Below are 17,330 nucleotides of genomic sequence, written 5' to 3' on the forward strand. Positions count from 1 at the left end.
GTCAGCCCTGCTCTCCAAAGGAGACTGCCGGTGCGTCTCCCCAGAGCCGCTCCAGATTGTAAAACTCCCGTTCTTCGCGGTGAAACACGTGAATGACCACGTCTTCCAGGTCAATCAGCACCCAGCGTCCCTCGTCCGCCCCCTCGATGCCGCGGACGTTGTAGCCGTGTTTGTGCGCCTGGTCGCGAATCTCGTTGACGATTGCCTGAACCTGGCGCTCGTTGTTGCCGTGGCAGATCACGAAATAGTCGGCGATCACGGACTGTTTGCTGATGTCCAAAACGATCAGGTTTTCCGCCTTTTTCTCTTCCGCAGCTTTTACCACCAGGCGTGCCAGATCTTCCACCGTTTTAACCATCAAACTCCTCCTTGTGCATCCCTGCGGGATACGAGATCGTTGTATGCCAAGAGCGTCAACGGATACACCGTTTTCCGCTTTTCGATCAAATGCTGGATCGTGCCCCCGAGCGCGCACGCCAGCGCTTCGTCCAAATCCTGCTCGGCCAGGGCGCGAATCATCTCCACCCCGGGGAAATCCCGGTTTGGTTCTATATAGTCTGCCACACAGACCACCTTTTCTAACAGACTCATCCCCGGACGACCGGTCGTGTGGTACCGGACGGCCTGCAAAATCTCCGGATCGCTCACGCCGAGCTCCGTCTGGATGACGATGGCACCGGCAAATGCGTGCCACAGCTCTTTTTCCCCTTCCAGAAGCTCGCGCGGCATGTCGTGGCGGACGAGGATGTCGCGCATTTTCTCCACCGGCCAGCATTTGCAGTAGTCGTGCAGGTAGCCGGCCAGCTCAGCCTTGTCCGGATCGGCGCCAAAGCGCTCCGCGAGCCGCCTCGCCGACTCCGCCACGCCCAGGGTGTGGCGGTACCGCTTGTCATGCATTTGGGCGCGCACCTTCGCGAGCAGCGCCTCCCGATCAACCAGTCCGTACATATAACCCGTGCTCCTTTATATAACGCTCTACTGCCGGCGGGACGAGGTAGCGGATACTTCTGCCCGCCGCCACTTTTTCCCGAATCAGCGAGGACGAGATGTCCCAGGACGGCATCTCGACGAAGCTGACATACGCTTCGTGCGCCTGTCGGTCCAGCCGTGTCCCCGGCCGCGCCAGCCCGATAAACCGGACCAGCCGGATCAGCTCGGCAAAACGATGCCACTTGGGCAAAAGCTCCACCATGTCGGCCCCGACGATAAACGAAAAGCGGCAGTCTGGATACGCGGTGACCAATTGACGCATCGTGTCGTAGGTGTAGGATGGCCCGTCTCGCCGCAGTTCCACGTCGGTCACGCGAAAGGCCGGATGGTCCGCGACAGCCAGTTCCACCATGCGCAGACGGTGTTCCGCCGGCGTGATGCCCGCCCTCGCCTTGTGCGGCGGGATGCGGGCCGGCATGAACCAGACTTCGTCCAGCCTCATCTGGTCTCTGGCCTGCTCCGCGGCAAGGAGATGACCGCAGTGAATCGGATCAAACGTGCCGCCCATTATCCCGATCTGCTTGTCGCGCTGTTCCATGGCTTACGGCAGCTCGATCGTCTTGTTTTCCCGGGACTCCTTGTACAGCACGACGGTATGGCCGATGAGCTGCACCAGTTCGGCCTCCGCTCCTTCCGCCAGGGCGTTTGCCACCTCGTGTTTGTCATCCAGATTGTTCTGCAGGATGGACACCTTGATCAGTTCCCGCGCTTCCAGCGCCTCTTTGATCTGTGCAATCATGTTGTCGTTGACGCCGCCTTTTCCCACTTGAAAAATCGGAGTGAGATGATGGGCCTGCGCCCGCAAAAAACGCTTCTGCTTGCCGGTGAGCATCGGCATGCCTCCTTCTTTTACGTCTATGGTCATGAACTTGTCTTCGTAAGCTGCTGCAAAACAATGTCCCGCATCGTCCCTGCGGGAGCCGTCTGCCCCGTCCACAGTTCAAATGCGAGCGCGCCCTGGTTGACGAACATGCCTACGCCGGAATGAACGCGCGCACCGCACGCCCGCGCCTCTTTCAGCAGACGGGTCTCGAGCGGGTTGTAAATCAGATCACTGACGATCAGACCGGGGTGCAGCCAGTCCGCCTGCACCGGCATTTCGTCCACCTGCGGGTGCATGCCGATCGACGTGGTGTTGATCAGCAGCGTGGCATCGGCGATCGCCGCTTTCCCGTCCGCCGGATCGATCACCGCAGTGGGCACGATCGTTCCCACGTGTTCTGCCAGGAGCGCGGCGCGTTCACGCGAGCGGTTGATGATTCGGATTTCCCGCACGCCCTGTTCAGCCAGGGTGAACGCGACAGCGCGCGCCGCTCCCCCGGCCCCCATCATCGTGACAACATGCTCGCGCAAGTCGATCCCCGTCTCCTCCACCAGGGAACGGACGTAGCCCGTCCCGTCGGTGTTGTAACCGATCAGGCGGCCGTTCCGGTTGACGACCGTGTTCACCGCGCCGATCCGCTGGGCCAGGGGATCGATTTCGTCCAGCATCGGCATGATCGCCACCTTGTGGGGAATCGTCACGTTGACCCCTTTGATCCCCAGCGCGCGAATGCCGGCCACTGCTTCCCCCAAGCGCTCCGGTTCCACATCAAAAGCGGCATAGGCAAAATCCAGCCCCAATTCGGCAAAGGCGGCGTTGTGCATCAACGGCGATTGGGAATGCGAAACCGGATGGCCCAACAGACCAACCAACTGTGTTTTGCTCGTGATCATGCGGATCTCCTTCCCCTCTGCTGCTCTTTGTGTAGCATATGACAGGGCAGGCGGCAGGCGAAGCAGCACTGCCGCTTTAAATCAGACCTTTTCTTATCCCGACGCTGACGCCCTTGGGCGCGTGCACGACGACGTGCGCCTCTTCCTTGCCCCGCAGGCTGACCCATCCCAATCCGGAGATGACGATGTCCGTCGTGCCGGCAGGCGGGATCTTGAACGTATGCTTGACAAAGGGGGGCAGCGCCTGAGCCGCCTCTGCTCCCGTGGGCGGGCTAAGCAGTTCCCCATGGTGCTTGGCCATGACCTCGTCGGCATTCTCCAGCTTGGTGCGGTGAATGTACAGGTTGTTGGCCACGTAGACGACAAATGGCTGGTGCTGGCCGCGTACAAAATCGATGCGAGCCAGTCCGCCCAAAAACAGCGTCTGTTTGTCGTTTAACTGGTATACCTTGGGATTAATGCGCGCCGTGGGCGTGATCCTGCGCAGATCCTGCGGCGACACCATGTGGCCGATCTGGTCGCGGTTGATGATCCCGGGCGTGTCGTAAATGGAGCGGCCGTCTTCCAGCGGAATTTCGATCTTGTCCAGCGTCGTGCCAGGGAATGGAGACGTGGTGATTTCCAAGTCGGCCGAACCGTAGTCGTGCAAAATCCGGTTGATCAAGGTCGACTTGCCGACGTTGGTAACCCCGACGATGTAAACGTCCCGTCCGCGCCGCAATTGGCCAATGCGCGCCAGAAGCTCGTCGATGTTGACGCCTTTTTGCGCGCTGACCAGGATGACGTCCTCCGGGCGCAGTCCACGCTCTTTGGCTTCGTGCTGCATCCAGTTGCGAACGCGGTTCAGGTTGATGTTTTTGGGCAGCAGATCCACCTTGTTGCCGACCAACAAAATGGGGTTCTTGCCGACAAAACGGGGCAAGCCCTTCAGCCACGACCCCTGGAAGTCGAAGATGTCGACCACCATCACCACGAGGCTGTCGGTCGCTCCAATGCCGTGCAGAATCCGCAAGAAGTCGTCGTCCTCCATGCTGACCGGCGCCACTTCATTGTAGTGTTTGATCCGGAAACAGCGCTGGCAGATGACGGTTTCCCGGGCGAGGGCCGACGCCGGCGCGTACCCCGGCCGTTTCGGGTCCTCCGTCTGAATGGCCACGCCGCAGCCTGCGCACGTCTCCGGTGTTTGTTCGTTCACGATTCTGTCTTCCACGAAATCATTCCTTTCTTGCGCATCCAGTATAACGCCACCCGTTCCATCCGGCGGTTGAACCGCGTCCAAAACCCGTCCGTCTGGGCAACGGGGACGACGAGGATGGTATGAAACCCGAGCCGGTTGCCTCCCAGCACGTCGGTAAACAACTGGTCGCCGATCACAACCGTCTCCGCGATTGTCACGTTCATCTCTCGGACCGCCTGCAAAAAGGCGCGGCTGGACGGCTTTCGCGCTGCGCAGATGAACCGGACCCCCAACGGGGCGCAAAAGCGGTTCACCCGCTCCTGATTGTTGTTGGACACGACCGTCACCTGGATGCCTGCCTCGTTCAGCCGTTTCAGCCAGGCTTCCACCTCGGGAGTGGCGTGTGGCCTGTCCCACTCCACCAGGGTGTTGTCCAGGTCGGTAATGACCGCGCGTATGTTTCTTTTTCGCAGTTGATCTATATCAATATGATGGATAGATTCCACAAATTGATCCGGCATCAGCTTCTCCAGAAACACGGGGCACCTCCAACACGGCCTGAAAAGAACCGCGATTTCGGCACTTACTATACCACACTCCGCCACCGGCTTGCAAAAGTTTCAATCCGCATTCAAATACAATCCGCGAGGCAGCACGGCATCACTGCCCGAGACGATATCCCGTGTCCGCTTCATGAAAACCCTCCCACGAAAACAGCGTCAACTGCTCGTACCGCTGTTCCGTCGGCGGCGCAAAGTTGGAGAAACCAACACCGACGAGGCGCACCCCCGGGGAGTAGTCAAACGCGTCCAACAGCTCTTCCAGCAGGTCAGCCCAGTTTTCGCCGGGGGCGGCCTTGCGCTGTTTGGTCCTGAGGGTGAAGTCGGCGTATTTGATTTTCAGCGTCAGCGTTTGCGGGATGACACCCTCCTGCCTCACATCCTGCTCCGCCTCCTCCAGCAGGGCGGCAGCGATGGGGCTGACCGCCTCACGGTCGTATAGGTCAAACGGCAGCGTCGTCTCGCGGCTGAGCGATTTGGGAGCCCGCTCCGTCACGATTTCCCGGTCGTCCACGCCCCGGGCCCGATGGTAGAGCGCTCGTCCGAACTTGCCGAACAACTGCACCACTTCGTCCAGGGAAAGCTGCCAAAAGTCTTCCACGGTGTGAATGCCCTTTCGCGCCAGCAATTCCTGCGATTTTTTGCCCACGCCATGCAGCGTTCCGACAGGCAGCGGCCGCAGCACCTCCAGCGCCTGTTCCGGTCGGATGACGACGAAGGCGTCCGGCTTTTTCAAATCGCTGGCGATCTTGGCGAGGGACATGTTGTAGGAGAGGCCGATGCTGCAGGTCAGGCCGGTCTCACGCTTTATCCGCCGCTTGATCTCCCGGGCGACGGGAACGGCGTTGTCGTATCCGGAGACATCCAGGTACGCCTCATCCAGTCCCACGGTTTGATAGCGATCCGTATAGGCGGCAAACACCTCGCGGATCTCCGCCGATTTTTCCGCGTAGCGCTCGTAACGAACCGGCAGAAACACGCCGTGCGGACATTTTTTGCGGGCCAACGCCATCGGCATCGCGGACCGCACCCCGTATTTTCGCGCTTCATAGCTGCAGGTGGATACCACGCCGCGGTTTCCCGTGCCGCCGACGATCACCGGCCGGCCGCGCAGTTCCGGGTGATCCAACTGTTCAACACTGGCAAAAAACGCGTCAATATCCAGATGCAGGATCTTCTTCACAGGAGATACCACCAAACATACATTCTCATATGGCTATTATCGTTCTTTTTTTAAACGGATGCAAGATACAGCCGCCTGCTGCGTACGGTCGCCGCCTGCTGCGTACGGTCGCCGCCTGCATCGTGTCAGCCGCCTGGTAACGTCCTCATGGTGACAAAAAACCGCCCTTCCCGAGCGAAGGGCGGCCAGACTAAAACAATCTTAACCATCGTTTCCAGGCCGGAGGCCTGCACATCGATCAAATAACGTTGTAGAAAAGTACGAGGTATGGAGTGATGGGCCAAGCGAGCTCCTTTGACGACCCGCTCAGCGAAAAAACGAAGACGCGGGAAAAACAGGGGGCACAAGTCTCACATCCTCGAAACACCCAGATGTGTGCCCCCTGCCCGCGTCGCGTTTTGAAGCGGACGCATTCCGCTTCTTTGCTGGTCGTCAAGAGAGCGAGCGGGCCCGATCACCCATGCGCTACGGACTTTGACTACAAACTGACCGCCCTTCCTTAAGAGAAGAGCGGCCTGTGCTGTTTTTTCTTTTGCATGACTGTCTTCCTTATTGCATGCTGTGGCCGACGCCTTACCGGGCCAGCGCCTTTACCTGACGCGCCTTGTTGACGAACGCTTCCGCCAGCTTCAGCATCGTGTCGTCGTGCGCCCACATGCGCTCCGGATGCCACTGCACGCCCACGTGCAGCCCGTCGAGGCTTTCGATCGCCTCAATCACCCCATCTGCAGCCACCCCTGTTACCTTGAAGCCAGGGGCCACGTCTTTTACCGCCTGATGATGCGACGTATTGACGAGGATTTCCGTCTTGCCCAATGCCTCCGCCACAAACCCCGGCTGTAGCGTGACCTTGTGCGCCCCGTATTGTCGCGAACCTTTTTGCTCGTGTTGAAAGGCACCTGGCACCTGGCTTGGGATGTCCTGGATCAGCGTGCCGCCGCAGGCTATATTCAGGATTTGCATGCCGCGGCAGATGCCGAGAATCGGTTTCTTCAGCTCCAGAGCCAGCCGAATCACCGCCAGTTCCGCCAGGTCCCGTTCGTGCTCCACGTCCCCCAGCCCCTGCAGCGGCTCTTCTCCGTACAGATGGGGGGCGGGATCGTCTCCGCCGGTGAGAATCAGGCCGTCCAGCGATTCCACCATCGCGCGGAACGGCGCATCCGGGACGGACATCAGCGGCAGGATGAACGGAATCCCGCCGGTGCGGGCCACCCCGTCCACATAGCTGGTACCCACGTAGTAGAACTGGTCGAGATTGTTGTTGGGAAAGTACATTTTGGTACACGCTACACCAATGATCGGACGCACATGCGGTCACTCCTTGTAATCTGTAATTACTTTTCGTTGGATGCGTATTTGAAGTCGATGAAACCGAGCGGATCCACCACGACGTCTTTTACCGTGTCCTGCTTCACCCACGCGTAGGTGAAGTAGTAAATCGGCATCGCCGGCATTTCGTCCATGACGATGGCGTCCGCCTTTTTGAGGATTTCGTTGCGCTTCGTCGGGTCTGCTTCTTTTGCCGACTGTTCCAGCAGGGCGAGGAATTCCTTGTTCTCCCACTTGGACGTGTTCAGCCCGCCCTTGAAGACCTCGAAGAAGTTGATCGGATCGTTGAAGTCGCCGATCCAGCTTGCCCTGCCGATTTGGAAGTTGCCCAACTTCATCTGCTCGCGGTGAACCTTGTTTTCCTTGTTGACCAGTTTGACTTCGATGCCGAACGCCTTTCTCCACTGGTCTTGGATAACGGTTGCGATGCGCTGGTTCACTTCCGTCGTGTTGTAGGACAACGTGATCTCCGGCAGTTTGGAGATGCCCAGCTCCTTCATGCCTTCTGCCAGCAGCTTTTTCGCGGTCTCCACGTCGCCGTCCTTGAAATAGCCGTCCGGATTGAAGGCCATCGTCGGCGGCAGGATGCCGAGCGCCGGCGTGCTCTTGTACGGCACGACATTCTCGGCGATATCCTTGCGGTTCACCGCGTATGCGAAAGCTTGGCGAATTTTCTTGTTGGAGAACGGAGGCTGTGACGTATTAAACACGTACCAGTACGTACCGGCGGTCGCCTGGGTTTGCATCTTGCCCGAGTCCTTCAGCGCATTGAGCGCATCAAGCGGCAAGTCGCCCAGCGGCGAACCCGCCCAGTCCAGTTCCCCTCTTTCGAACATGGACAGCTCGGTATTGGCGTCTTCGATCATGTTGATCGTCAGTTTGGACAGCTTGACTGCATCCTTGTCCCAGTAGGACTCGTTTTTCTCCAGTTCGATGACCGACTTGTGTTCCCACTTCTTCAGTACAAACGGACCGTTCCCCACGTACGTCTCGGGGCTGCCCGCCCAGTTTTCGTTGGCCTCCACCACATTCTTGTTGACAGGGAAGTAGGTGACGGAAGCGACCAACTGCGGGAAGAACGGAGCCGGGTTTTCCAGCGTGACGACCAGCGTCTTGTCGTCCGTTGCCTTTACCCCCACGTCTTCCGCCTTGGCCTTGCCCGCATTGTACGCCTGCCCGTTTTTCAGATAGTAGAGCTGGTACGCGTAACCCGATGCCGTCTCCGGGTTGAGCACCCGTTTCCAGGCGTATTCAAAGTCGTGCGCCGTGACCGGATCGCCGTTGGACCACTTGCTGTCGCGCAGATGGAACGTGTAGGTCAGCCCGTCCGCAGACACTTCGTACTTCTCGGCGACTGCTTCCTTGAGCTGGCCGTTTACGTCGAGGCGCAGCAGACCGTCAAACGCCGCGCGGGCCACTGACATGGACGGAATGTCTTCCGCCAGTCCCGGGTCGATCGTGCTGGGGTCACCCGTATTCAGGTTGACACGCAATTCTTGCGCGGCTGCCTGCTGACCCTGCGCGGTTGGCGTATCCGCAGGTTTCGCCGCGTCCTGCGCACCATTCCCTCCACAGCCGGCAAACGCAAGGCTGGACAGAAGAACCGCGCATAGAGACAGTCTCTGTAATGTTTTCATAACATCCCCCTCATGAAACATTTTTTCTTGATTATGCCAAGTACGAGTACATATTATTATCTTATCTTATGAATATTTTGTCTATTGCCTATATTAATAATGTACGCGAAAGGAGTTGGCTGCGGTGCTCTCTGCCCTCGGGCCTTCACTTGAAAGATTAACGGAAGAAACCGGCGGTCAATGGGGAATTTACCTGGAGGATGTGCGGACAGGGGAACGGCTCGGCATCGCCGAACATCAGCGCTTCTACGCTGCCAGTCTGATCAAGGTGCCGATCATGACGGCAGTGTTTGCCGAGGCGTACGCCGGCAGACTGGCCCTATCGGACAAGCTCCGGCTGCGTCGGGAGGATCAGGTGGGCGGAGCCGGCGTGCTTCAGCACTTCACCCCGGGCACCGAACTGACCGTCTACGACGCCGTGACGCTGATGATCATTCAAAGCGACAATACAGCGACCAACATGCTGATCGATCTGATCGGCACGGACGCCATTCGCACCGCGATGAGCCGTACGGAAATGGTCAACAGTTCGTTTTACAACAAACTGATGATTGTGCCCGCGGAGCCGGAGGGCTACAACGAAGTGACGGCCGCCGACATGGGCAGCCATTTCCGTTTTTTGGCGACGGGAAAAGCGATCTCGTACAACAGCTGTCTGCAGATGATCAACATCCTCAAGCGGCAGCAGCACCGCGACCGGCTGCCGTGTCGCCTGCCCGATCCGGAAGGCGATGTCATCGGCATGCTGCCCAAGTGGGAGCTGGCGAACAAGACCGGAACGGTGACCAACATCACGCACGACGCCGGCATTTTGTACGTGGGCGGCCACGCCGTGATCATCTGCGCCCTGTCGAAGAACGTGGATGCCAAGGCTGCCGGTGAGGTGATGGGACAAATAGGACGGATGGTGTACGACCTGTACGCGGGCCGCTCCTGACCCATGCCGTGCAGGCAGGTGCCGCACAATGAAACGGCGTCCTCCCCGATTGGGAAGGACGCCTCTGTTGTATCGCGTGTCTACTTTTCGAGAATCAGCTTGCTTGCCTCATACGCGCTGGAGAAAGAGAGCTCGGACAGCTGTCCCTGTCCTTCACACCAGTCGCCGGCAAAGAAGAGGTTACGGTAGTCCGGCAGGAAGATCGGCATGGGCTTCTGGTTCATGGTCCACTTGATCTCCTGCACCACGGCGCGCGTCGAAACGCGCGGGACGACCAGATGTTCGCGCCAGCCCGGGAAGTGCTTGTCGTACAGCTGTTCAATTTCCTGTTTGCGCTGTTCGACCGCTTCCTTGTTGCCAACTTCCGATTGGCGCAGGTAGGCTGTCGCCTGCAGCAGTTGGCCTCCCTCCGGCACGCAGGTGGTGTCGTAGTAAGAGATGTCGGTGATGAAAATGTTGTTCTGCTTGTCGTATACATAGGTGTAGGGCACGTCGATCCGCTCTTTCAAGCCGATGTCGTACACCACCACGACCGTCGGTTCGTACAACGCGTACTGTTCGATGGCGTGCTCCAGCTTGGTATCCTTGAACACCTTGACCATTTCCTTGGGCGGAATGCAGCAGACGAACTCGTCGGCCGTATACTCCGCATCCGGGGTGACGGCGGCGATCACGCGGTCGTTTTCCCAGCGGAACGCCTCCACTCTGGTCTTGGTGAGAATCGTGCCGTTGTTGGCCTCGATGACGCGGACAAACTCGTTGATCAACGCCTGCCAACCGCCTCCGATGTAGGCCACCGGCTTGTTGGTCGTAAACAGGCGGCGATAGTAGGTAAAAAACACGTCGGACGGGATTTTTTCCGGCTCCCGGGTAAAGAAGTTGGAAGACGCCAGCGTCAGCATCATTTCTCGCACGTCCTCGCTGACGTTTTTCTTCTCCATCCATTTTTGGATCGACAGGTGCGGATGGCCCGTCTCCATCTTCAGCATCGTTTTCAAGATTTCAAAGGTAAACAGGACCTTGTCAATCCCTTTCAACAACTTGGTGCGGAACAGCCCCTGCACGTTAGCCGGAACGGCGGTCAGGTCGTCTCCCAAGTCGTATTTGGCTTTGTTGGGGTTGAAATCCTGCCAGTCGATCTGCAGGCCCAACTCTTTTTCAAACGTTTTCAAAATGGACGTGTCGCGTCCGTAGATGGCGTGAGCGCCAAAGTTGAAATTAAAGCCCTTGAGTTTCAGCGTGACAGCTCGCCCGCCCAAGGTACCCCGTTCCAAGAGCGCCACTTTCTTGCCCTTGGTCGAAAGATAGGCAGCAGCCGACAATCCGGCCAGTCCGCCGCCGACAATGACGACGTCATAGTGATTGGTAGTCATACAACAAACTCCCTTACGCACTCTCGAAGTTGATTCCTAATCCTCATAGAATAATAAGGGATGGACAAGGTGGAAGTCAACTAAAAATGAACTGTGTCTAATATTATACTCGATATACCATTTATTGGCTGATATCGCCAGTTTTTTACAACCGCACATACCTTTCGCCGACGGGTGATATATCTCGAAGTGATTCACCTAAGCGGGAGCAGCACCTGAACATCGGGCCGTACATCGGAAACGGAAATTGGATGCGTCGACAAGCATCTCAGCCCTGCTCGTTTCGCCGCGTCATCTGCTGCCAGACCGTGCCGCTGGCCGCTTCTCCGCTTTCGATCCGCTCCAGCGCCATCTTGATTTGCAGGCGCACCTCGAATTCCGGTTCGTCCTGGGCCGCTCGCAGCGCCTCCAACGCGGACTCGTCGCCCACTTCGTAAAGGAAGCGGGCCGCCCGCCAGCGGACCAGCTTGTTGGGGTCTTTCAACGCTTCTGCCATCGGGCCGATGGCGCGCGGGTCCCCCAGGTCGGACAGGGTGTCGCCCGCCGTACGCCGGACGGATACGGATTCGTCCCGCAGCGCTTCGAACAGATGAGGCAGCACCGCGTCCCCGCCGACCATCCCCAGGTAGACAACCGCCAGCCGACGGATGGAGGCTTTGGGATCGTGCAGGGCCTTGATCAGCACCGGCAAATCCGCTTCGGTCGGCTCCAGCCCATCCAGGGCGGCATACCGCTTTTGCCAGTCGGGATCGTCCAACATCTCCAGCGTAACCACTTTTGTTTCCCGGCGTTCCGGCTGCAGCGGCGCCTCTCCCGGCTCCTGCTGCATCGCCAGCTTCACCAGCTCGTCCACCCGCTCCTGCGGATATGCGGCGTCGATCTCCTGCGCCACCACCTCGCCGATTTCGCGCAAATCACCGTAGCGGACGCCATGTTCCACCCACTTCCGCTCCATAATCAGGTTGGGCGAAGCTGACCCCGCATGAACGGCTGCCTTGCCGAACCGCTCCGGCAGTGCGGTGCGTACCTGCTCCGTTCCCATCGTCACCTTCACCTGCATCGGAATGCCGCGGAACATCTGAATGTATACCTGCGCTTCCCCCCAGCAGGTATCGCCTGCTTCCTGCGCCACAGCCGGCAGTGCAACTTCTCCATCAGGACCAAACGCTTCCCTGGCCTGCGTCAGAATCCGCTGCCAGTCAGCGGTTGACTTTCGCTCCAAGGCGAAAAAATCGGCCGTGTGGAAAATGGACGTCACACCCTCAATCGCCAGCAACTTGCGGATCAGGTCCGGAAGGGACGCTGTCGTTTCTTTTGTATATACGCGCTGTACACCGTCAGGCAAACGCTCGTCCACGTTCAGCTTCATCACGTTGGGACTGGGCGTCGGCTCGATGGACAACAGTTTCATATGAATCACTCCTCCAGCCACAATCACTCCTGTTTATCGTAGCACGACTGTCCCTTGCTTTCCATGTCAGCGGCCCGCGAAACTGCACCTGGCTGCCTCGACGTGCGTCTCCGTCAGCCGCTTGCGAGACTGCCGACGGCCCGGCCGGCCGCTCGCATCAGCGCAGAAATCTTCCCGTATCGTACGCAAGTTTGCGTCATTCCATTCGTTTGGCGGCCCAAAACAAAAGGCCCCGGACGGCGGCCTTTTTTTATCTCACGATTGTGGCATAGAATGGTAATCAGGAATCCCCGGAAAGGTGTGTTGAGTTCAGATGGAAAAATCGTTTTACTACCCGGTAAGCTGGCGCGACGCCCAGCGGTACAAGACGCTGTTGAACGCCAAGGGGGTCCCCTACCGAATCCAGTCTCCCGTGGACCTGCCTGTGCTGGAAGACGGCGAACTGGCCATCGTCTTTCCGTCCATCCCGCTTCGCCTCTACGCCTGGGTGCGAACGCTGTTTGTCCGGGACGGACTGCGGTATCCTGATTTTCTGTAAATCAAGCGCCCTGCCACCCCTTGATCGGGCAATGGCCATCGTATATGATGAAGACACATCAGACGGAATTTTCGGGCAATAAAATGGCGAGAGCGGCGACGGTTCGCACATTCCGGCAGGGACCGGAGAGCCGCCAGTTGGCTTAGCGAAAACCACCAGGAAAGACGGTGAGAATGTGACGCGGGAACAACACGAGGCATACGGCAGCATCGTGGACGTGCCGGGCGTCAAGGTGGGACAGGTGCAGGACGCGGAGGCGCTGACGGGCTGTACGGTGTTGGTCATGGAAAACGGGGCGGTCTGCGGCGTCGATGTGCGCGGCTCTGCCCCGGGCACACGGGAAACCGATCTGCTCCATCCGACCTGCCTGATCGAACGGGTACACGCCATCTGCCTGTCGGGGGGCAGCGCATACGGATTGGATGCGGCAAGCGGTGTGATGCGCTGGTTGGAGGAGCGGAACATCGGGTTTGACGTCGGCGTGGGTGTCGTACCGATCGTGCCCGCTGCCGTGCTGTTTGACCTGTCCGTCGGCAGCGCCAAGGTGCGGCCCGATCAGCAAATGGGGTACACAGCGGCCCAGCAGGCAAACACCCATCCGGTCAAGCAAGGCAACGTTGGAGCGGGAACCGGTGCGACAGTCGGGAAGCTGGCCGGCGTGCGCCACGCGATGAAAGGCGGCCTCGGCTCCGCCTCCCGCCGCCTGCCGAACGGTTTGGTCGTCGGGGCAATCGTTGCCGTCAATGCCGTAGGCGAAGTGCGTGATCCGGCAACCGGCAAGGTATTGGCCGGAGTGCGGGACGAGCACGGACAGATTCGCGATATCCGCTCCCTGATGATCGAACAGGGCACTTCATCCATCCTGCCCGGAACAAACACGACGATCGCCGTCGTGGCGAGCAACGCCAATTTTACCAAGGCCCAGGCCAACAAGGTGGCGCAGATGGCTCACAACGGCCTGGCCCGGACGATTTTTCCCGTTCACACGATGCACGACGGCGACACCATTTTCGCAGCCGCCACCGGCGGAGTGGACGCCTCCGTCGATCTGGTCGGCACGCTGTCGGCAGACGTGCTTGCCGAAGCGGTCGTCAACGCGATCATTGCCGCCGAGACCGCCGGGGGAATCCCGGCCTATCGCGATCTGCGCCCCCAGGCTTGAAGTCGGTGCAGTTCGCTTGCCGTTTGTGGCAAACCTGCCATGCAGCAATCGAGTAGGAGGGGGTGGTTAACCCCCGTCCTCTCACACCACCGTACGTACCGACCGGTATACGGCGGTTCACCAAGCTTGACGAAGTGTGAAATATCGCTGTATCAAACTCATCAGCCCTTGTTGTTGCCAGTAGGCAATACCAAGGGCTTTGTGCATGTGCGGGGATTTTGTTGTCCGCCACGCCCCCTTTCGGGTGTTTGCGATTTCCAGTGCTCTGTTGTGAGAAAATCCAAGCGAACGAAGTTCGCGGTACCTCGTACGAACTCGTTTCCACTGCGTCCATAGACAGAGCCGGAGCCTTCGGCGAATCCATTCCTCTATTCGCAGAAGATGGGTTTTCGCCTCGGCCAGCGCAAAATACCCGATCCATCCCATGAGGTATTGGTTGAGTTTTTGAATCCTCTCCTGCATGGTCATGCTTCGATGTGGGTTGGTTAATTGGCGAATTCGTCCTTTTAACCGGGTGATCGATTTGGGATGCAGACGTATCCGCGCTTCCTTTCCCGGAATAAAGCTAAAGCCGAGGAACTTCCGGTTGCACGGGCGGTCCACCGCACTTTTCTGTTGATTTACCTTGAGTTTGAGAACCCTGGTCAAGTATCGCTCCACACTTGCCTTTACACGTTCACCCGCACGTTTGGAGCGGACGTAGATGTTGCAGTCGTCCGCATAGCGGCAGAAACGGTGTCCCCTTTTTTCTCCAACTCCTTGTCCAGGTCGTCTAGCAGAATGTTGGCCAACAGCGGACTTAAGGGGCCACCTTGCGGCGTGCCCTCTTCCGTCGTGACACACACTCCGTTGACCATGACTCCGGATTGCAGATAAGCGCGAATTAGTTTAAGAAGGCGCTTGTCCTTCACCTTGCGGGCAACCCGGCTCATTAGGATATCATGGTTGACCCGGTCGAAGAACTTCTCCAAGTCGATGTCGACCACATACCGGAATCCTTCGTTGATGTACTGTTGTGCTTTCCGCACAGCACTGTGAGCACGGCGGCCTGGACGGAACCCGAAGCTGGAGTCGGAGAACTCTGGGTCGAATATGGGAGTCAATACCTGCAGGATGGCCTGCTGGATGAAGCGATCTACCACGGTAGGGATGCCTAGCAATCGTATTCCCCCGTCAGGTTTCGGGATTTCGACCCTGCGGACAGGAGACGGCTTGTAGGTTCCCTTCTCGATTTGCGACCGGATGGTCGCCCAGTGCTGACGAAGGTAGTCGCGCAGTTGTTCGGTTGAAACACCGTCGATTCCCGCAGCACCTCTGTTGGCCTCCACTCGTTTGAGAGCGGCCATGAGGTTGTCCCGTGACAGCACTTTCTCCAGCATGCCCTGACGATACTCCTCTCTTCGCACACATGTTGCTAAGCTTGCCGTACGATGCTCAGCCCTTCTCTGTACCCTCGGGGCTTCACCCCTACTATTCAGAGGAAGTTCCATTTCGGAATTCTGCTTCGACGCACCGTATCGAAAGGGATTAGAACATGTGTTGACTTGATGTTCGGCCCTTCCTCCTTCGAGCGTCCTCTATCGGAGTACTATGGCCTCTGCTGACTTCTGCATGTTCAGCGCCCCCTCGCGGAGACGGTTGCCAACGGTAGTAGGCGTATCATGCAGACCTCCCCGGGTAAGGACGGTAACTTTCGTCCCATGTACCTGCCCAATTTACTGCTGCACTCCTTGGCTGTATGGGGCTTCACCTTGTTCGGCAGGCTCGCCCGAGTACAACAGCCTCAAATTGGGTTCGTGTACCTCAGGTCAGGACTTTGCCGCCGGCTTCCTTCAGATTCCGCCTCACGGCGGACACCCTTGCCTTAAGCTAACGGTTGGTACAGCCAACCCCCGTTCGGGACTTTCACCCTATAGCTACCGCCCATGCCGGGCGCACCGACAAACGCCCTCCGGCTGGACAAACCGCCGGAGGGCGTTTTTTACAGGTTCCGAACAGGGGCTTCTCCATTCCCGTGCCTTTTTTGTTATGAGCCGATACCCGTTTTCACTCGACTTCCACAATCCAGCCGTACGGGTCGGCGATCTCTCCGTACTGAATGCCGGTCAAGGTGCCGTAGAGCTTTGCCGTCAGTTCACCGATCTGTTCGTGGTTGATGACCATGTGGTGATCGTTCCAGCCCAGCACTCCGATCGGGGATACGACCGCCGCCGTCCCAGTGCCGAACGCTTCCTCCAGTTCGCCCCTGGTGTACGCGACGTACAAGTCTTCCATCGACAGCTTCTCCTCGCGCACGGGGATGCCCCAATCGCGCAGAAGGTGGATGACGGAGTCCCGCGTAATGCCGCCCAGGATGCTGCCGTGCAGCGGAGGCGTCCACACTTCCCCGTTTATTTTGAAAAACACGTTCATGCTGCCTACTTCTTCAATGTATTTGTTCTCGATGGCATCCAGCCACAGCACCTGTTCATAGCCTTTTGCATGCGCGTCTTCCTGCGCCTTCAGGCTGGCCGCGTAATTGCCGGATACCTTGGCAAAGCCGGTCCCTCCCCTGACGGCACGGACGTAGCGGCTCTCCACATGGATTTTGACCGGCTTCATTCCCCCTGCGTAGTAGGCGCCGACAGGTGACAGGACGATGACCAGTTTGTACGACTCGGACGCCCGGACCCCCAGGTAAGGCTCTGTGGCGAACATGAACGGACGTATGTAGAGCGACGTTCCCCGTTCCCGCGGCACCCAGTCTTTTTCCAGGCTGATCAGGGTTCGCAGCGCCTCCAGGAACAGTTCTTCGTCAATCGACGGCATGCTGAGTCTGGCGGCAGACAGGTTCAACCGCTGCGCGTTTTTCTCGGGACGAAACAGCAGGATGCGATCGTCACTGGTCCGATACGCTTTCATGCCTTCAAAAATGGCCTGTCCGTAGTGAAGCACCAAGGCCGCCGGGTCGAGTGCGAGCGGCGCGTACGGAACGATTCGCGGATCGTGCCAGCCTATTTCTGCGGAGTAGTCCATGACAAACATATGGTCGGTAAAATACCGGCCAAAGCCCAGACAGCTGCTGTCGGGCTTCTCTTTTTTGCGGTCGGTTTGCGTGATGGTGATCGGGTACGGCATTTCTTTTCATCTCCCTGTCTTTGATACAAATCCTGATTACTCGTAACTATAGCACAACCGTTCCGAAGTGAAAAACTATTCTGAACATTAATATGACGATCATGCTGTTACGGCTGTGTTCAATGGCGGGTGTGAGGTCACTCCCGCAAAAAAGAAGCCCTCCGCAAAATGAAGCCCCTCCCGGAAGCCGAAACATCCGG

The 17,330-nt window shown here is 58.3% G+C and carries 16 protein-coding genes and 1 pseudogene; 3 read left to right on the forward strand and 14 right to left on the reverse strand.

From position 1 onward, the window contains the following. Position 1 precedes the first annotated feature (1 nt). The 10 genes from rsfS to Q7F15_RS13200 all read right to left on the reverse strand — a co-directional run bounded on the left by rsfS (position 2) and on the right by Q7F15_RS13200 (position 8,592). On the reverse strand, positions 2-358 hold the full coding sequence (gene rsfS / locus Q7F15_RS13155) for a ribosome silencing factor (protein ID WP_171565361.1): 357 nt from the start codon (positions 356-358) through the stop codon (positions 2-4). Further along, entirely contained in the window at positions 358-948 is a 591-nt protein-coding gene (gene yqeK / locus Q7F15_RS13160) for a bis(5'-nucleosyl)-tetraphosphatase (symmetrical) YqeK (RefSeq protein WP_171565362.1), read from the reverse strand. The genes rsfS and yqeK overlap by 1 nt, the downstream gene beginning before the upstream one ends. Further along, positions 932-1,528, reverse strand: coding sequence for a nicotinate-nucleotide adenylyltransferase (locus Q7F15_RS13165; protein WP_171565363.1), 597 nt, complete (start codon positions 1,526-1,528; stop codon positions 932-934). Before Q7F15_RS13165 ends, yqeK begins: the two co-directional genes overlap by 17 nt. A 3-nt stretch (positions 1,529-1,531) precedes the next feature. Beyond that, positions 1,532-1,822, reverse strand: a complete 291-nt coding sequence (yhbY, locus tag Q7F15_RS13170) for a ribosome assembly RNA-binding protein YhbY (RefSeq protein WP_171565512.1) — start codon at positions 1,820-1,822, stop codon at positions 1,532-1,534. Positions 1,823-1,851: 29 nt separating this feature from the next. Then, positions 1,852-2,706, reverse strand: coding sequence for a shikimate dehydrogenase (locus Q7F15_RS13175; RefSeq protein WP_171565364.1), 855 nt, complete (start codon positions 2,704-2,706; stop codon positions 1,852-1,854). Between the two features lie 76 nt (positions 2,707-2,782). Continuing rightward, on the reverse strand, positions 2,783-3,901 hold the full coding sequence (gene yqeH, locus Q7F15_RS13180) for a ribosome biogenesis GTPase YqeH (RefSeq protein WP_171565365.1): 1,119 nt from the start codon (positions 3,899-3,901) through the stop codon (positions 2,783-2,785). Continuing rightward, entirely contained in the window at positions 3,898-4,422 is a 525-nt protein-coding gene (locus Q7F15_RS13185; RefSeq protein WP_171565366.1) for a YqeG family HAD IIIA-type phosphatase, read from the reverse strand. Before Q7F15_RS13185 ends, yqeH begins: the two co-directional genes overlap by 4 nt. A 121-nt stretch (positions 4,423-4,543) precedes the next feature. Next, on the reverse strand, positions 4,544-5,626 hold the full coding sequence (locus Q7F15_RS13190) for a DNA polymerase IV (protein ID WP_171565367.1): 1,083 nt from the start codon (positions 5,624-5,626) through the stop codon (positions 4,544-4,546). Positions 5,627-6,199: 573 nt separating this feature from the next. Further along, positions 6,200-6,934, reverse strand: coding sequence for a gamma-glutamyl-gamma-aminobutyrate hydrolase family protein (locus Q7F15_RS13195; RefSeq protein ID WP_171565368.1), 735 nt, complete (start codon positions 6,932-6,934; stop codon positions 6,200-6,202). A 26-nt stretch (positions 6,935-6,960) separates the two neighbouring features. Then, complete coding sequence (locus Q7F15_RS13200; protein ID WP_171565369.1) at positions 6,961-8,592, reverse strand: peptide ABC transporter substrate-binding protein; 1,632 nt, start codon at positions 8,590-8,592, stop codon at positions 6,961-6,963. Positions 8,593-8,716: 124 nt separating this feature from the next. Between Q7F15_RS13200 and Q7F15_RS13205 the strand changes: the two genes are divergently transcribed. After that, positions 8,717-9,529 carry a serine hydrolase gene (locus Q7F15_RS13205; protein WP_171565370.1) on the forward strand — a complete coding sequence of 271 codons (813 nt, stop codon included), beginning with the start codon at positions 8,717-8,719 and terminating at the stop codon, positions 9,527-9,529. A gap of 80 nt (positions 9,530-9,609) precedes the next feature. Here Q7F15_RS13205 and Q7F15_RS13210 read toward each other — a convergent pair whose 3' ends face one another. After that, positions 9,610-10,902, reverse strand: coding sequence for a phytoene desaturase family protein (locus tag Q7F15_RS13210; RefSeq protein ID WP_171565371.1), 1,293 nt, complete (start codon positions 10,900-10,902; stop codon positions 9,610-9,612). A 268-nt stretch (positions 10,903-11,170) separates the two neighbouring features. Further along, the gene (locus Q7F15_RS13215; protein ID WP_171565372.1) at positions 11,171-12,313 is read right to left on the reverse strand and encodes a virulence factor; all 1,143 of its coding nucleotides are present in this window, start codon (positions 12,311-12,313) and stop codon (positions 11,171-11,173) included. A 313-nt stretch (positions 12,314-12,626) separates the two neighbouring features. Here Q7F15_RS13215 and Q7F15_RS13220 point away from each other — a divergent pair, with 313 nt between their 5' ends. Both Q7F15_RS13220 and Q7F15_RS13225 read left to right on the forward strand, forming a co-directional pair. Next, the gene (locus tag Q7F15_RS13220; RefSeq protein WP_171565373.1) at positions 12,627-12,851 is read left to right on the forward strand and encodes a hypothetical protein; all 225 of its coding nucleotides are present in this window, start codon (positions 12,627-12,629) and stop codon (positions 12,849-12,851) included. Between the two features lie 175 nt (positions 12,852-13,026). Next, the gene (locus Q7F15_RS13225; RefSeq protein ID WP_171565374.1) at positions 13,027-14,013 is read left to right on the forward strand and encodes a P1 family peptidase; all 987 of its coding nucleotides are present in this window, start codon (positions 13,027-13,029) and stop codon (positions 14,011-14,013) included. Positions 14,014-14,130: 117 nt separating this feature from the next. Here Q7F15_RS13225 and ltrA read toward each other — a convergent pair. Both ltrA and Q7F15_RS13235 read right to left on the reverse strand, forming a co-directional pair. After that, a pseudogene (gene ltrA, locus Q7F15_RS13230) lies at positions 14,131-15,392 on the reverse strand (group II intron reverse transcriptase/maturase). A gap of 667 nt (positions 15,393-16,059) precedes the next feature. Then, complete coding sequence (locus tag Q7F15_RS13235) at positions 16,060-17,130, reverse strand: branched-chain amino acid aminotransferase (RefSeq protein WP_171565375.1); 1,071 nt, start codon at positions 17,128-17,130, stop codon at positions 16,060-16,062. Positions 17,131-17,330: the final 200 nt, after the last annotated feature.

The sequence above is a fragment of the Brevibacillus aydinogluensis genome (genome assembly GCF_961514395.1).
In the GTDB taxonomy this organism is placed as follows: domain Bacteria; phylum Bacillota; class Bacilli; order Brevibacillales; family Brevibacillaceae; genus Brevibacillus; species Brevibacillus aydinogluensis.

What these genes read in the sequence shown, in the direction of transcription:
- Q7F15_RS13165 (WP_171565363.1), bottom strand. Translation starts at nt 1,528, where the DNA reads ATGGAACAGCGCGACAAGCAGATCGGGATAATGGGCGGCACGTTTGAT.
- yqeK (WP_171565362.1), bottom strand. Translation starts at nt 948, where the DNA reads ATGTACGGACTGGTTGATCGGGAGGCGCTGCTCGCGAAGGTGCGCGCC.
- yhbY (WP_171565512.1), bottom strand. Translation starts at nt 1,822, where the DNA reads ATGCTCACCGGCAAGCAGAAGCGTTTTTTGCGGGCGCAGGCCCATCAT.
- Q7F15_RS13235 (WP_171565375.1), bottom strand. Translation starts at nt 17,130, where the DNA reads ATGCCGTACCCGATCACCATCACGCAAACCGACCGCAAAAAAGAGAAG.
- Q7F15_RS13175 (WP_171565364.1), bottom strand. Translation starts at nt 2,706, where the DNA reads ATGATCACGAGCAAAACACAGTTGGTTGGTCTGTTGGGCCATCCGGTT.
- rsfS (WP_171565361.1), bottom strand. Translation starts at nt 358, where the DNA reads ATGGTTAAAACGGTGGAAGATCTGGCACGCCTGGTGGTAAAAGCTGCG.
- Q7F15_RS13220 (WP_171565373.1), top strand. Translation starts at nt 12,627, where the DNA reads ATGGAAAAATCGTTTTACTACCCGGTAAGCTGGCGCGACGCCCAGCGG.
- Q7F15_RS13210 (WP_171565371.1), bottom strand. Translation starts at nt 10,902, where the DNA reads ATGACTACCAATCACTATGACGTCGTCATTGTCGGCGGCGGACTGGCC.
- Q7F15_RS13200 (WP_171565369.1), bottom strand. Translation starts at nt 8,592, where the DNA reads ATGAAAACATTACAGAGACTGTCTCTATGCGCGGTTCTTCTGTCCAGC.
- Q7F15_RS13215 (WP_171565372.1), bottom strand. Translation starts at nt 12,313, where the DNA reads ATGAAACTGTTGTCCATCGAGCCGACGCCCAGTCCCAACGTGATGAAG.